Source organism: Allobosea sp. P4_H5, assembly GCF_056400825.1.
This window is the reverse complement of sequence record NZ_JBFUKM010000008.1, coordinates 131,835-144,800: the sequence shown is the minus strand read 5'-3', so window position 1 is coordinate 144,800 and position 12,966 is coordinate 131,835. Positions and strand designations below refer to the sequence as shown.

At 66.3% G+C, this 12,966-nt stretch carries 15 protein-coding genes and 1 other RNA gene; 11 read left to right on the top strand and 5 right to left on the bottom strand.

Going from position 1 to position 12,966, the window contains the following annotated elements; all coding sequences use genetic code 11:
• Positions 1 to 64: 64 nt before the first annotated feature.
• On the top strand, positions 65 to 1,018 hold the full coding sequence (locus AC1DS0_RS18020; RefSeq protein WP_476815662.1) for an MBL fold metallo-hydrolase: 954 nt from the start codon (positions 65 to 67) through the stop codon (positions 1,016 to 1,018).
• Positions 1,019 to 1,079: 61 nt separating this feature from the next.
• On the opposite strand, the gene rnpB is transcribed toward AC1DS0_RS18020, so the two are convergent.
• An RNA gene (gene rnpB, locus AC1DS0_RS18015) (RNase P RNA component class A) lies at positions 1,080 to 1,472 on the bottom strand.
• A 154-nt stretch (positions 1,473 to 1,626) separates the two neighbouring features.
• Complete coding sequence (locus AC1DS0_RS18010; protein WP_476815661.1) at positions 1,627 to 2,292, bottom strand: lytic transglycosylase domain-containing protein; 666 nt, start codon at positions 2,290 to 2,292, stop codon at positions 1,627 to 1,629.
• Positions 2,293 to 2,605: 313 nt separating this feature from the next.
• On the opposite strand from AC1DS0_RS18010, the gene AC1DS0_RS18005 reads away from it, so the two are divergent.
• The 4 genes from AC1DS0_RS18005 to AC1DS0_RS17990 all read left to right on the top strand — a co-directional run bounded on the left by AC1DS0_RS18005 (position 2,606) and on the right by AC1DS0_RS17990 (position 5,609).
• Entirely contained in the window at positions 2,606 to 2,905 is a 300-nt protein-coding gene (locus AC1DS0_RS18005) for a glycine zipper domain-containing protein (RefSeq protein WP_091840392.1), read from the top strand.
• A gap of 55 nt (positions 2,906 to 2,960) precedes the next feature.
• The gene (locus AC1DS0_RS18000; RefSeq protein WP_476815660.1) at positions 2,961 to 3,707 is read left to right on the top strand and encodes a TerB family tellurite resistance protein; all 747 of its coding nucleotides are present in this window, start codon (positions 2,961 to 2,963) and stop codon (positions 3,705 to 3,707) included.
• The gene (locus tag AC1DS0_RS17995; protein ID WP_476815659.1) at positions 3,704 to 4,492 is read left to right on the top strand and encodes an N-acetylmuramoyl-L-alanine amidase; all 789 of its coding nucleotides are present in this window, start codon (positions 3,704 to 3,706) and stop codon (positions 4,490 to 4,492) included. The genes AC1DS0_RS18000 and AC1DS0_RS17995 overlap by 4 nt, the downstream gene beginning before the upstream one ends.
• Positions 4,493 to 4,652: 160 nt before the next feature.
• The gene (locus AC1DS0_RS17990; protein WP_476815658.1) at positions 4,653 to 5,609 is read left to right on the top strand and encodes a diguanylate cyclase domain-containing protein; all 957 of its coding nucleotides are present in this window, start codon (positions 4,653 to 4,655) and stop codon (positions 5,607 to 5,609) included.
• Positions 5,610 to 5,642: 33 nt separating this feature from the next.
• Here the strand turns inward: AC1DS0_RS17990 and AC1DS0_RS17985 are convergent, their stop codons facing one another.
• Positions 5,643 to 6,095, bottom strand: a complete 453-nt coding sequence (locus tag AC1DS0_RS17985) for an HIT family protein (RefSeq protein ID WP_476815657.1) — start codon at positions 6,093 to 6,095, stop codon at positions 5,643 to 5,645.
• 316 nt (positions 6,096 to 6,411) lie between these two features.
• Between AC1DS0_RS17985 and AC1DS0_RS17980 the strand changes: the two genes are divergently transcribed.
• Together AC1DS0_RS17980 and AC1DS0_RS17975 are read left to right on the top strand one after the other, a co-directional pair.
• A complete protein-coding gene (locus tag AC1DS0_RS17980; RefSeq protein ID WP_476815656.1) occupies positions 6,412 to 6,735 on the top strand; it encodes a hypothetical protein in 324 nt (107 codons plus the stop codon).
• Positions 6,736 to 6,885: 150 nt separating this feature from the next.
• A complete protein-coding gene (locus tag AC1DS0_RS17975) occupies positions 6,886 to 7,356 on the top strand; it encodes a VOC family protein (protein ID WP_476815655.1) in 471 nt (156 codons plus the stop codon).
• A 58-nt stretch (positions 7,357 to 7,414) separates the two neighbouring features.
• Here the strand turns inward: AC1DS0_RS17975 and AC1DS0_RS17970 are convergent, their stop codons facing one another.
• Entirely contained in the window at positions 7,415 to 7,780 is a 366-nt protein-coding gene (locus AC1DS0_RS17970; RefSeq protein ID WP_476815654.1) for a winged helix-turn-helix transcriptional regulator, read from the bottom strand.
• A 122-nt stretch (positions 7,781 to 7,902) separates the two neighbouring features.
• Between AC1DS0_RS17970 and gstA the strand changes: the two genes are divergently transcribed.
• The 4 genes from gstA to AC1DS0_RS17950 all read left to right on the top strand — a co-directional run bounded on the left by gstA (position 7,903) and on the right by AC1DS0_RS17950 (position 11,483).
• Positions 7,903 to 8,514 (top strand): glutathione transferase GstA, encoded by a 612-nt coding sequence (gene gstA, locus AC1DS0_RS17965; RefSeq protein ID WP_476815653.1) that lies wholly within the window; start codon positions 7,903 to 7,905, stop codon positions 8,512 to 8,514.
• A 4-nt stretch (positions 8,515 to 8,518) separates the two neighbouring features.
• Positions 8,519 to 8,902, top strand: a complete 384-nt coding sequence (locus AC1DS0_RS17960; protein ID WP_476815652.1) for a nuclear transport factor 2 family protein — start codon at positions 8,519 to 8,521, stop codon at positions 8,900 to 8,902.
• Positions 8,903 to 9,140: 238 nt separating this feature from the next.
• Entirely contained in the window at positions 9,141 to 10,850 is a 1,710-nt protein-coding gene (locus AC1DS0_RS17955) for a Na/Pi cotransporter family protein (RefSeq protein ID WP_476815651.1), read from the top strand.
• A 168-nt stretch (positions 10,851 to 11,018) separates the two neighbouring features.
• Complete coding sequence (locus AC1DS0_RS17950; RefSeq protein WP_476815650.1) at positions 11,019 to 11,483, top strand: hypothetical protein; 465 nt, start codon at positions 11,019 to 11,021, stop codon at positions 11,481 to 11,483.
• 198 nt (positions 11,484 to 11,681) lie between these two features.
• Here the strand turns inward: AC1DS0_RS17950 and AC1DS0_RS17945 are convergent, their stop codons facing one another.
• A complete protein-coding gene (locus AC1DS0_RS17945) occupies positions 11,682 to 12,884 on the bottom strand; it encodes an MFS transporter (protein ID WP_476815649.1) in 1,203 nt (400 codons plus the stop codon).
• Positions 12,885 to 12,966: the final 82 nt, after the last annotated feature.

The window sequence follows — 12,966 nt, the reverse complement described above, 5'->3', positions numbered from 1 at the left end:
GATTTGGCTCGCCTTGTGCGAGCGTCGTTTCCGGAGCCGCAATTTCAGCTTCTGGAACACCCCCATGATCGATCGCCGCCATTTCCTCGCAGCGGCCGCGGCCACTGCGCTCGCGCCCGCCCTCCCCGCCTCAGCCCGCGCGCCCTTGACCGGCAACCAGGTGCCGGGCGTCTATCGCCGTAAGCTCGGCGACCTCGAGATCACCGCGATCCTCGACGGCTACATTCCCTTCGATACCAAGGTCTTCAGCGGCAGCGACCCCGCCGCGATCCGCCAGAGCCTCGCCAATGCCGGCCAGGGCGAACGCCTGCCCACGGCGGTCAACACCTTCGTCATCAACACCAAGGACAGGACCTATCTGCTCGATACCGGCGCTGGTGCGTGGAATGCGATGGGCGACACCATGGGCCGGGCCGAGAGCAATCTGCGCACCGCCGGCATCACGCCGGAGCAGATCGACGCGATCATCCTGACTCACGCCCATCCCGACCATCACGAAGGCCTGCTCACCGCGCAGAAGACGGCGCGCTTCCCAAATGCCGAATTGGTCATCAACGAGACAGAACATGCCTTCTGGCACGATGACGGCATCCTCAACCAGGCTCCGGCCGAGGTGAAACCCTTCTTCGCCTCGGCCCGGAACGCGCTCGCGCCCTATGCGAGCCGGACCCGAAAGGTGAAGGCCGGAGAGGTCGCCCCTGGCCTTACGCTCGAGCAAGCGCCGGGCCATACCCCCGGCCATAGCATCCTGCGCGTCGCATCGGGCAATGAGCAGCTCCTGCTCGTCGGCGACAGCATCCACAACGTCGTGATCCAGACAGCGCAGCCCGAGGTGACCTTCGTCTTCGACGCCGACGGCAAGCAGGCGGCAGCCTCGCGCCGGCGCGTGCTCGACATGGCCGCCGCCGACGGATTGCTGATCAGCGGGGCGCACATGCCCTTCCCTGGCTTTGGCAAGGTGCTGAAGGACGGCTCGGCCTTCCGCTTCGTTCCCGCCGATTGGAGCTACGCACTCTGATCGCAGCCGCTGCGAACACGAAAGGGCCGGGATCTCTCCCGGCCCTTTTCGCTGCGATGAGGGTGCCAGCCGGCCTGTAAGCCGGGTTTTGGATGGCCGGGAGATCGCTCCCCCGACGCGACGGCCATTCCTCTGGGACGCGCATTGCTGCGCGCCTCGAGCAACCAACCCGGACGACTGGACCTGGAAACCGGCCCCTCCTCCCTTGCGGGCGAGCATCGTCCCTATTCGGTTTTGCTCCCGGTGGGGCTTGCCATGCCGTCCCCGTTGCCGGGTCCGCGGTGCGCTCTTACCGCACCTTTTCACCCTTACCGCATGCCGAAGCATGCGGCGGTTCGATCTCTGTGGCGCTTTCCCTGGGGTCGCCCCCGCCGGACGTTATCCGGCACCGTGTTTCCGTGGAGCCCGGACTTTCCTCCCCCGCCGAAGCAGGAGCGGCCGTCCGGCCGACTGGCGGGCTCCCTCTGCGCTGGAAAGGCCTGAGCCGTCAAGCGCATGCGCAATCCCGTCAGGGGATTGCGCATGCCGCTCGTTGAAAACCACGCAAGCGCCTGATTTTCAACGATGGCTGAATCCGGCATCGCAAAGCGACCTGCCGGATTACGGGATCAGTTGCTGGCGGAGATGGTGTGCGCGCTGCCGGAGATGCTGCGCACCTTGGCGCAATAGGTGCGGTTGGCGCCGTTCATGCGGTTGGCCATATGGCCGCTCTGATACTTCATCACGGTGCGGCAGGTGTCGCCGCCGGCAAGGCGATAGGCCTGGCCGAGATATTTCATGCCGTAACGGGCATTGGTCTCGGCGTCGAGCAATCCGGAAGCGCCACCGGCATAGCCGACGCCGCGCGCCGTCTGGTGGCGGATCTGCATCAGGCCGAAATTGCCGGCATGAGCCGCACGCGGATTGTAACGGCTCTCGACGCGGATCACCGCGTCAGCCAGCGCGAACGGCACGCCATTGGCGGCGGCATGGCGGGCGACCAGGGCGCGAAGCCCTTCCGAACCGGCCGGCGCCGCGAGCGGCTTGCGCCCTTCGGAGCTCGCCTTGGCGGTCTTGGCGCGCGCCTTGCGCTCGCCCTTGGTCTCGGCTGCTTCGGGAGCCGCCTGGCGCGAATCCTGGCCCTGCTCGGCAGCGGCGGCCTGGCGCTTGATTTCAGCCTCTCGCACGATGAAGGCGCGGGCGTCGGTCTCGGCGTTCACCTGGGCAAAAGCGGGTTGAAGAAAGGCCAGGCAAATCGCGAAGGCGGCGCAGCCGCTACCAGAGATTTTCATCATGCAGGAGGAGCCTCATCTATCGACAGGAGCCAAGAACGGTGCGGCGAAATGATAGATGAATGTGACGACAATCCGGACGATACGAACAAATTTCAATCGACCCCAAGGGAAGAGTGATTACTTTAGCCTCGATTTGAAAGCAGTAATCATCATGTATTGAGCGTTGGAACGATTCACCCTCGCCGGCGTTGACGCAGTCATGGCAACGGGCCAAATCATCGCCGCATTGCCACCGCAATTGCCGGTCGCAATGCAAAAAGTCGGCTCCGGCCGAAAACGTTCTGCTGGATACGACCCAAGAAGGGGGAACGAGATGAGGAAGTTGATCGCAATGGCAGCCGTCGCGCTGGCGCTGGGCGCCTGCACGCCGCATGAGGAACGCGTCGGCGGGGGCGCCCTGGTCGGTGCCGCGACCGGTGCCGTGATCGGCGGGCTCGCCACCGGCCGCGCGGGCGGTGCGCTCGCCGGCGCCGCGATCGGCGGCGTGGGTGGCGCCATCGTCGGCTCGGCCACCTCGCCCTATCGCCGCGGCGGCTACTATTATGACGACGGCTATGGTGGCTGCCCGTACGGCTACTACCGCGACTATTACGGCCGGCTCTATTGCCGCTGAGCCGTTCGCATTCTACGCAGGAGCCGCGGCCGATCCGGCCGTGGCTGGATGAACGATGACCTCGTCTTTCTGGGGGCTTCTGGGCGGCGGCGGTCTCGGCTTCGCCCTGGGTGGGCCGCTCGGCGCGCTCGTCGGTGCGCTGGCGGGCCACGTCCTGGTCGACCGCGAAGGCGCGCTCTTCGGCCCCGCCCCCAAGCAATTGATCTTCACCACCGGCCTGGTCGCGCTCGCCGCCAAGATGGCGCGCGCCGACGGGGTGGTGACACGTGAGGAGATCGCCGCCTTCGAGCGCATCGTCGAGGTGCCCGAGGAGCAGAGGGCGCATGTCGAGCGCCTGTTCGACCTCGCCAAGCAGACCAGCGCCGGTTTCGAGGCCTATGCCCAGCAGATCGCCGAGGCCTTCCGCGACGAGCCGGCCTTGCTGGAGGACGTGCTCGACGGCCTCTTCCTGATCGCCGCCGCCGACGGCGCGATCCACGAGCGCGAGCATGCCTATCTGCGTGATGTCGCGACGATCTTCGCCATCGACGAAGCCGGCTTCGCCCGCATCGAAGCGCGTCACGTGCGCCGCCGCGACGACCCCTATCTCGTGCTCGGCGCCACCCGCGAGATGAGCGATGGCGAGTTGAAGCAGCTGCATCGCCGCCTCGTCCTGGAAAACCATCCGGATCGCGAGATCGCCCGTGGCCTGCCGGAAGAGGCAGTCTGCATCGCGACACGACGCCTCGCCGCCATCAATGCCGCCTGGGACGCGATCGAGAAGGAACGCGGCATCGGCCGCAAGGAGCCCGAGCCGGCGTGAGCCTCACCCTCGAACCCGACAGCCGCTTCGCCGCCAAGGTCTTCCCCTCGGCCAATCATGGCGAGCGCAAGTTCCGCGATGGCTCGACAGGTCGGCGGCCCGACACGCTGATCCTGCACTATACCGGCATGCCCGATGCCGGCGAGGCGCTGCAGTGGCTGTGCAATCCGGCTTCGCAGGTCTCCTCGCATTATTTCGTCTTCGAGAACGGCCACACCCTCCAGCTCGTGCCGGAGGAGCGCCGCGCCTGGCATGCCGGCGCCTCGCATTGGGCCGGCGAGACCGACCTGAACTCCGCCTCGATCGGCATCGAGATCGCCCATCCCGGTCACCTCGTTGGCCTGCCCGACTTTCCCGAGGCGCAGATCGCCGCGACGCTGAACCTCTGCCGCGACATCTGCGAGCGCTGGCAGATCCCGCCCGAGCGCGTGCTCGCCCACTCCGACATCGCCCCCGGCCGCAAGATCGACCCGGGCGAGAAATTCCCCTGGCGCCGCTTCGCCGAAGGCGGCGTCGGCCTCTGGATCGAGCCCGCGCCGATCAAGGGCGGCCGCTTCTTCGCCCGCGGCGATGCCGGCCCGCCGGTCGAGGCACTGCAGGCGATGTTCGCCATGCTCGGCTACGGTGTTTCTGTCGATGGCACCTATGACGAGCGCTTCGAGGCCGTGGTCGCCGCCTTCCAGCGCCATTGGCGCCCGGAGAAGGTCGACGGTGTCGCCGACGGCTCGACCATCACGACGCTGCGCGACCTGCTCGCGCTGACGCAGGAAGCGCGGACCGCCTGATCGGCTGGTCTGCCGCACCTTTGCCGAAGCAAACCGCAGAGCCGGGACGCCCTTGCCGGTTGGGTATCCCGGCCCGGATGGGCGGCAAGCTTCATTAACTCTTCGGCCCTAGCGTCGCGGACGTTGCTCACATCACCGACGCAAGGCTAAGGGCCGCCGTATGCCGCTCTCGGACGCCGAAGCCAGACGCCTTTACGATCAAGCAGCGCTGATGGCCTGCATCGGCGCCTGGGAATGTCGGCTCGCCGATACGCGCCTGAGCTGGACCGACGGCATCTACGACCTGTTCGGCCTGCAACGCGGCTGCACGATCAATCGCCGCTCGATCGTCGAACTCTACCATGACGAGTCCCGAGCCGAGATGGAACGCCTGCGCAGCCGGCTGATCACCAGCGGCCAGGGCTTCGTCATGGACGCGCGCATCTGTACCACCGCCGGCGCTGAGCGCTGGATGCGCCTCTCCGCTTCCGTCACGCATGAGCACGGCCGGCCGGCCCGCATTCACGGCGCCAAGCAGGACATCACCGGCGAGAAGGACATGTGGATGGGCCTGCGCCGGCTCGCCTATAGCGACCCACTGACCGGCCTTGCCAACCGCCGCGCCTTCGAGATGCAGCTCTCGGACCTGCGCCGCCACACCGGCGACGCCTGCGCGCTCGGCCTGCTCGCCATCGTCGACCTCGACAACCTCAAGCCGATCAACGATCGCCTCGGCCATGCCGCGGGCGACGAATGCCTGCGCCAGATCGCCATGCGGCTGGAAAGCGCGCTCAGCGACGCCGCGATCATCGCCCGCATCGGCGGTGACGAATTCGGCCTGCTTCTCTGCTCGGCCGCCGGCCGTCCCTATCTGCTTCACCGGCTGGAGCAAGCGCAGCAGGCGCTGTCGCGCCCGGTCGCCTGGCGCGGAACGACCATCGAGGTCAGCGCCTCGATCGGCGCCACCATCCTGCGACCAGGCCTGCTGCACGATCCCGAGCGGCGCTTCGCCGAGGCGGATTCGGCGCTCTATGTCGCCAAGGCCGCCGGCCGCAACTGCCTGCGCCTGTTCGGGGATCCCGTCGAGGTCGCGGGCGACGTGGCGATGGTCAGCGCCAGCGAGATGCACGTGGTCTGAGCCGGCGGTCGGCTGGGCGTCGGCTGCCGGCCGTCAACCGTTAGTCAGAATCAGCCGCAGCCTTGCAGCCGTTTGAGCGACGAAAGAGATTTCCTCCTCGGACGCCATGTGATCGCGCGCATGGATCAGTGCCGGCCGCACGGCTTCGACTGACTTCCCGAAGCGAGCCATCCATGGGTAGCGAGGCACCATCCAGAAATTGAAATGGTGTTTGGTGTCCTCGTTGTAGAAGTAATAGACGGCATCTATGCCAACGCGGCTTTGGGCATGCCTGATCTTCTGGATGAGCGGCAGAAATTCCTGGGTCTCGCCATCATCCATCTCGACGAACGACTTGAAGTGGCGCTTGGAGGCCACGATGACCAGCCCCGGAACGGGATAGGCGACATCCTGGTGGGCATGAAAGCACTCAGTCTCGCAGAGCGGCCCGCCGGTGACCTCTCTCCTGCCAGAGACGATTTCGCAACTTAGACAGGTCACGCCCATATCGCGGCTGTACCAGCTTTGGTGGGTACAGGCACGTCCCACCAGCCGAAGCGGATGTGGAAGCGCGCGTCGCCAGCACTCGCTGACCTTGCTCCACCTTGCAGCCCACCGCATGCGCCGGACTCGCGCCACAGGCCCGGCAACCTCTCCGCAACCTTCTTTGACCAACCTTCGCAGGCGGGCAGCTCCGGCTGGCAGCCTCGTGCCGTGCCCGAAGCAGCGGCCCGCGCTCGCTGAACGCGAGCGAACATTTCCGTTCAGGCGGCGTTGCCATTGCAAGTGCGATGATCGCCTCAGCTAAACCAGGAGACACCTCATGCGACATCTCGTGATCGCAGCAGCCCTGTTCATGGGCTCGATCACCGCGGTCAGTGCCGCGCCCTCCGCTCATCATGACGGAGCGCTTGCGCCCACGATCGCGCAGCAGCTCGACAAGCTGCCGGCCGAATTCAGCGCCAGCGCTGCCAAGCTGCGGCGGATGCAGATCATCCAGGACAATCTCGACCGCCAGCGCTACGGGCGCGGTGGTGGCTACCGACGCGATTACGGCGGCGGCTACGGACGTGGTTACGGCGGCGGCGACGGTTATCGACGCGGATATGGCGACGGCTATGGTCGCCCCCGCTACGATCGCTGGTGAAACATGGCGGCCTCGCTGCGAAGCGGGGCCGCTCTCCCGGCCAATGCTCCCTTCACAAAAAGAACGCCGTCTGTCGGAACCTTCCTTCCTGCTTCGTCCTTGAAGCGACAGGCCGCCCTCTGGTCTGGTTACGCAGGAAGGAGCATCGCGATGCAGGTCATCCAGAATCTCTGGTTCGACAAGGATATGGAGGCGGCGATCAGCCTCTACACCTCGCTGATTCCGAACTCGGCGCTCGAATGGACCAATGCCCTGCCGGCGGAATCGCCGAGCGGGCCGGCCGGCAGCGTCAAGATCGCCTTCTTCACCATCGACGGCCAGCGCTACCAGGCCTTCGAGGCCTGGCGCTCCGACGCCTTCAACCACACCTTCTCGATCATGGTCGAATGCGAGACGCAGGCCGAGATCGACCGGCTCTGGGAGGCGCTCGGCGAAGGCGGCAAGTTCGAGCAGTGCGGCTGGCTCAAGGATCGCTGGGGCCTGTCGTGGCAGATCGCACCCAAGCGCCTGGGCGAGCTTACCCGCGATCCCGACCGCGCCAAGGCCAGGCGCGTCGCCGAAGCGATGCTGAAGATGGTCAAGCTCGATATCGCCGCGCTGGAAGCAGCCGCGAAGGGCTAAAGCCACTCCAGCGAAAATGCGAAGCGGTTTCGCGTCCGGAATTGCGTCAAAGAAAACCTCAGGCGGCCTCGGCCGCCTGCCCCATGCGCTCCTTCAGGCGCTTGCCAACCGCGACGATCGCCTCGATCGCCGGCATCAGCTCGAGGCCGAGTTCGGTCAGCCCGTACTCGGCCGATGGCGGCGAGCTCGGCACGACGCACCGCTCGACCACGCCCTTGTTTTCAAGATCGCGCAGCCGCTCGCTCAGCATCTTGGCCGAGATCTGCGGCATGTCGTGCCGCAGCTCGCCGAAGCGGCGCGGCCCCGCACTCAGATACCAGATCACGTTCGGCGTCCAGGCTTTGCCGAGCACCTGCATGCAGGTGCCCACCGCGCAGGTCGGCGGCGGGTTCTTCGCCCGATTCTTTCGTATCTTCAAAGCCATCAGGAGAATTCTCCGGTTACCGGGAGGATACCGGAAAATTCAGTAACCACAAGTTACCGGGTATACAAAAGTTATCGTGCCTCCTACCGCTGAACCACCCGCCAACACGGAGACGGATCAGCATGAAACTCTATTACGCCCCCGGCGCCTGCTCACTCTCGCCCCATATCGCGCTGCGCGAGGCCGGCCTGGCCTTTGCGCTCGAAAAGGTCGACACCAAGACCAAGACGACCGAGACCGGCGCTGACTTCACCGCCATCAATCCACGCGGCTATGTCCCGGCGCTGGAGCTCGGCAACGGCGAGGTGCTCACCGAAGGCGCCGCGATCGTGCAGTACATCGCAGACCTGAAGCCGGACGCGGAGATCGCGCCAAAGGCCGGCACACTCGCCCGCGCGCGGCTGCAGGAAGAGCTCAACTTCATCTCGTCCGAACTGCACAAGGGCTTCAGCCCGCTGTTCAATGCCGCAGACAGCGAGGCGAACAGGGACGCTGCCAAGCAAAAGCTCTCACGCCGTTTCGACAACGTCGAGGCGAAGCTCGCCGATGGCCGCTCCTACCTGCTGGGCGAGCGTTTCAGCGTCGCCGACGGCTATCTCTTCACCGTGGCGAACTGGGGCGGCCATGTCGGCTTCCCGCTCGACCGCTGGCCAAAGGTCCAGGCCTTGATGGCCCGCGTCGCGGAGCGCGCCACGGTGCAGGCCGCGATGAAGGCCGAAGGCCTGGTGAAGTAAAGCCATGGAGCCGCGTTTCGCAGAGATCGTCGCTGCGCTCGGCGACTATTTCGACGGCCTCCATCACGGCGATGCCGACAAGCTCGGCCAGCTTTTCCACCCGCAGGCGATCTATGCCTGCGGGACGGAAGGCAGCCTGACCCATCTCAGCATGGATCAGTATCTGCCGATGGTGGCCAAGCGGCCCTCGCCAGCCAGCCGCGGCGAGCCCCGGCGCGACCGCATCCTCTCGATCGAATTCGCCGGGCCGGTCACTGCGCTGGCCCGCGTCGAATGCGCCATCGGTCCAAAGCGCTTCACCGACCTCCTCAGCTTCATCCGGCTCGACGGACGCTGGCGGCTGATCGCCAAGGTCTTCCATTTCGACCTCGACCCTGCGGCAGCCTGAACGGCGAAGAGACGCGGCCGTCGGCGGATATCGACGCCGGCGGCCCGTCGATCGCTCGCCAGCCTTGTGACGCACAGTCACCCAAACGTCGTACGACCTGCCTAAGGACTCCGCTGGCCAGGTGGGGGCCGGCACGGAGAAGCACGCACGTCCATTGCCGGGCGCGCCTGTTGCCGCTTGCCGTGACGCCTCGACCCGGCGGTAGACGCGACCGCGCACATTTGTCGGAGTCGAGAGCATGCAAGTCGACATCTTCACGCAGGTGATCGTGCCTGTGATCGGCGGCCTGGGCATCTTCATGCTCGGCCTCGAATTCATGAGCAACGGCATCCAGAATCTCGCCGTCAACAAGATGCGGGCGCTGCTCGCCAGGATCGCCGGCACGCCGGCCAAGGGCGTCCTCGCCGGCACCTTCATCACCGGCATCATCCAGTCCTCGACCGCGATGACCGTCATGGTCGTCGGCCTCGTCAACGCCGGTGTGATCGGCCTGCGGCCGGCGATCAGCGTGATCATGGGCGCCAATATCGGCACGACGCTCGGCAACGGCCTGATCGCGCTGCCCCTCGGCCCGCTGGGCCTGCTGCTCGCCGGCATCTTCGCGCTGATCCACATCTTCGCCAAGACCGACAAGGTGAAGAACATTGCGCTCGCCTGCATGGGCTTCGCGCTGATCTTCTATGGCCTCAACCTGATGACCGGCGGCCTGCGCCCTCTGCGCAACATGCCGGAGGTGATGGGCGTCATCTCCTCGCTGAAGGCCGACACCTATCTCGGCCTGCTCTACTGCGTGCTGATCGCCGCCGGCATCACCGCGATGATCCACTCCTCCTCGGCGACGATCGGCATCGTCATGGGCCTCGGCGCCGCCGGCATCCTCGACTGGAAGACCGCCGTCGCCTTCTCGCTCGGCGCCGATCTCGGCACCACCATCACCTCGTGGATGGCCTCGCTCAACCTGACCAAGAACGCCAAGCGCGCGGCTTACGCCCATATCTCCTTCAACATCATCGGCGTCGCCATCACGATACCGCTGTTCTTCGTTTCCATGGACGTGCTGACCTGGGCGATGCAGTGGTTCGGCGGCGATCCGGGCGTGGCGGTCGTCAAGGACGGCAAGGAGACCTTCCCGCTCATCCCGGTCGCGATCGGCCTCTATTCGACCTTCTTCAACATCTTCAACACCGTCCTGCTCTTCCCCTTCGTCGGCGTCTTCGAGCGCGTCCTGATGAAGGTCGGCGCCACGGCGACGGACGAGATCGAGGACTATTCGGCGCCACGCTTCCTCGCCAAGGCCACCGATCACGCCCATGCCGTCGCCAACATCCAGAAGGAGACCGGCCGCTATCTCCAGGCCGCGCAGCTCTTCCTCGACATCGCCCGCACCAAGCCGGATGCTCCGGAGAAGAGCGATGAGCATTACGCTGCGATCGACATCCTGAACCGCGATATCCGGGCCTACACCTCCGGCATGTTCACGCCAGAGATGCCCTATGCCCGCGCCGACCTCGTCGCGAGCCTGATCGAGGAAGAGGATTTCACCGCCAGCCTCGGCGAGACCCTCTACCAGATCGCCCGCCGCATCGAGCGCCAGCCCCTCGGCGCGCCTGGCCGCGAGATCGTCGACAGCGTCATCGATCAGGTCGCCGAGGCGATGCGCGCGATCCTGCCGGCCGGGCCGGATGCTCCGCTGGTCTCCGCTGAGGCGCAGCCGCGCATCGCCGCCCTGACGAGCGTCCGCGAGCGCTGCCTGCGCCTCGGCGCCGAGCTGCCCTGGGTCGAGCGCGGCGCGATCCTGGCGCTGCTCGGCTCGGCCGAACGCGCCTACTTCCTGATCGAGCGCATCGATGAAGAGCGCCGCTCGGTCTCGCGTGTCGTGCCCGTGACGGAGCCGAGCAAGCAGACCCGGGAGGCCGGCGGTTTCGACGCCGCTGCCGTGCCGGCCTGAGCGATCCGCTCCTCATCGGACTATGGACAGGCCGCCATCGTGCGGCCTGTTTGCTGTTCCAGCTAAATTGCGGGCGAAGGGGAGCGATCCGCAATGACGGTGCAATGCGCGAATTGTCGCCTGCTCGCCCCAAAGGCGCGGCGATCGATGGATACGAGGACAGCTATCATGACGTCGAAGGCGATTTTCCTCCTGGCGCCGGCTCTGGCGCTCCCGGCCACCGCCGCCTGGGCCGATGACGGCCTGACCTGGGGGGTCCGGCAGGATGGCGAGGGCATCGTCGTCGCCTATGAGATGCCGCAGACCGACGACCAGCGCCTGTTCTTCTCCTGCGATTTCGCCAGCAAGAGCCTGACCGTGCGGGTCCCGTTCTTCAAGGAGGGCATGAAGGACAACGCCGCCACGACCGCCAAATTCTCGTCGAGCGGCGGGCAGGCGGATGTCGGCATGAAGCTGATCAGCGACGAGATGGGCAATCACTTCGAGGCGACGACGACGCTGTCGCCCGCGCTCCAGTCGGTTCTGCGCAAGGGGAAAAGCCTCACCCTGCGCATCGAGGGCGAGACGCAGAGCTTCCCGCTCGCCGCCGGGCAGAAGGGCTTTGCCGTGCTGGCACAGCGCTGCGGCGGGTGAGCCATTTCCAAGTAAGGCGCGGGAACCCCTCTCCTGGAAGGAGAGGGGCAGGGGTGAGGTGCTCGGACTGAAAACGTTGGCCTGAACCTAACCGCGCCGTCAGGCCTCGCGGAACTGGTCACAAGGCCTACCCCTCACCCTGCCCTCTCCCTCCGGGAGAGGGTTCCCCGCGCCTGCTCCTTCACGCCGCCAATGAGACTAGCGGGCTCTGACGACGGCGCGGAAGCCATGGCTCTTCGCGCCCCACGCGACCATGAATGTCGCGGCCAGCAGTGCCGCCAGCACCCAAGGGAACGGCGTGACGCCGAGCCCGCTCAGCAGCAATCCGCCGACGATGCCGCCACCTGCTATGGCGAGATTCCACGTCGTCACCAGCATCGACTGCGCGACATCCGCCGCATGGCCCGCCGCCTTGGCGGATGCCGTCTGGAACAGTGTCCCGGCCCCGCCGAAGGCCAGCCCCCAGACGGCGACCGCACCATAGATCACCGCGGGCATGGTGCCTGCGATTCCGAGCGCCAAGGCCGAGAGGCCGAACAGCGCGACGCTCGCAAGAACCAGCTCGCGCAGCCAACGATCGATCAGGGCACCCGTGATCCAGATGCCGAGCAGCGACGCCAGGCCGAAGGCCAGCAGCACGACATCGGTCCGGTCCTTGAGGCCGGCCGGTTCGAGGAAGGGCGCGATATAGGTGTAGAGGATGTTGTGGGCGAGCACATAGGCGAAGACCACGAACAGGACCGGCCGAACGCCCGGCAGCGTGAAGACCGCCTTCAGCCCGAACTCCTGCCCCCGCTTCTGGCCGGGAAAATCGGGCACCTTGGCCAGAACCCAGAAGACCAGGAGCACCGTCAGCCCGCTCATCACGCCGAAGGTCCAGCGCCAGCCCAGAAGCGTGCCGAGGAAGGTTCCCGTCGGAATGCCGAGCGAGAGGGCGAGCGGCGCCCCGACCATGGCGATGGCGATCGCGCGCCCCTGCAGATGGTCGGGCACCATGCGCGCGGCATAACCGGCAGCCAGCGCCCAGAGCAGCCCCGCGCTCATGCCCGCGACGAAACGGGCGACCAGCGTGACGGCATAGCTGTCGGAGATCGCCGTCACCGTGTTGACGACGGCAAAGCCGCCGATCGCGATCAGCAGCAGCGTGCGCCGCCGCCAGTTCTGCGTGGCGATCGTCAAGGGAATGGCGGAGACCAGCGAGCCGACCGCATAGGCCGTGACGAGCTGGCCGATGAGCGCCTCGGATTGACCGAGGCTCTCGGCCATTTGCGGGAGGAGGCCCGAGGGCAGGATTTCAGTCAGGAGTGTGATGAAGGCCGCCATGGCGAGCGCCAGAAGGCCCCCTAGGGGCAGCCGCACCTCGCTCGTGCCTGCCGATACCGTATCCGTCGCTGATGTCATGGCTATAGCGCCTTTGAAGATGGGTCGGCGCTTGAGGTAGCTGGTTCCCAATGACCGAAAAACAGGACACAACTCACGACAC

Coding starts and splice junctions, on each gene's coding strand:
- AC1DS0_RS18020 (WP_476815662.1), top strand. CDS start 65: ATGATCGATCGCCGCCATTTCCTCGCAGCGGCCGCGGCCACTGCGCTC.
- AC1DS0_RS18010 (WP_476815661.1), bottom strand. CDS start 2,292: ATGATGAAAATCTCTGGTAGCGGCTGCGCCGCCTTCGCGATTTGCCTG.
- AC1DS0_RS18005 (WP_091840392.1), top strand. CDS start 2,606: ATGAGGAAGTTGATCGCAATGGCAGCCGTCGCGCTGGCGCTGGGCGCC.
- AC1DS0_RS18000 (WP_476815660.1), top strand. CDS start 2,961: ATGACCTCGTCTTTCTGGGGGCTTCTGGGCGGCGGCGGTCTCGGCTTC.
- AC1DS0_RS17990 (WP_476815658.1), top strand. CDS start 4,653: ATGCCGCTCTCGGACGCCGAAGCCAGACGCCTTTACGATCAAGCAGCG.
- AC1DS0_RS17985 (WP_476815657.1), bottom strand. CDS start 6,095: ATGGGCGTGACCTGTCTAAGTTGCGAAATCGTCTCTGGCAGGAGAGAG.
- AC1DS0_RS17980 (WP_476815656.1), top strand. CDS start 6,412: ATGCGACATCTCGTGATCGCAGCAGCCCTGTTCATGGGCTCGATCACC.
- AC1DS0_RS17975 (WP_476815655.1), top strand. CDS start 6,886: ATGCAGGTCATCCAGAATCTCTGGTTCGACAAGGATATGGAGGCGGCG.
- AC1DS0_RS17970 (WP_476815654.1), bottom strand. CDS start 7,780: ATGGCTTTGAAGATACGAAAGAATCGGGCGAAGAACCCGCCGCCGACC.
- gstA (WP_476815653.1), top strand. CDS start 7,903: ATGAAACTCTATTACGCCCCCGGCGCCTGCTCACTCTCGCCCCATATC.
- AC1DS0_RS17960 (WP_476815652.1), top strand. CDS start 8,519: ATGGAGCCGCGTTTCGCAGAGATCGTCGCTGCGCTCGGCGACTATTTC.
- AC1DS0_RS17955 (WP_476815651.1), top strand. CDS start 9,141: ATGCAAGTCGACATCTTCACGCAGGTGATCGTGCCTGTGATCGGCGGC.
- AC1DS0_RS17950 (WP_476815650.1), top strand. CDS start 11,019: ATGACGTCGAAGGCGATTTTCCTCCTGGCGCCGGCTCTGGCGCTCCCG.
- AC1DS0_RS17945 (WP_476815649.1), bottom strand. CDS start 12,884: ATGACATCAGCGACGGATACGGTATCGGCAGGCACGAGCGAGGTGCGG.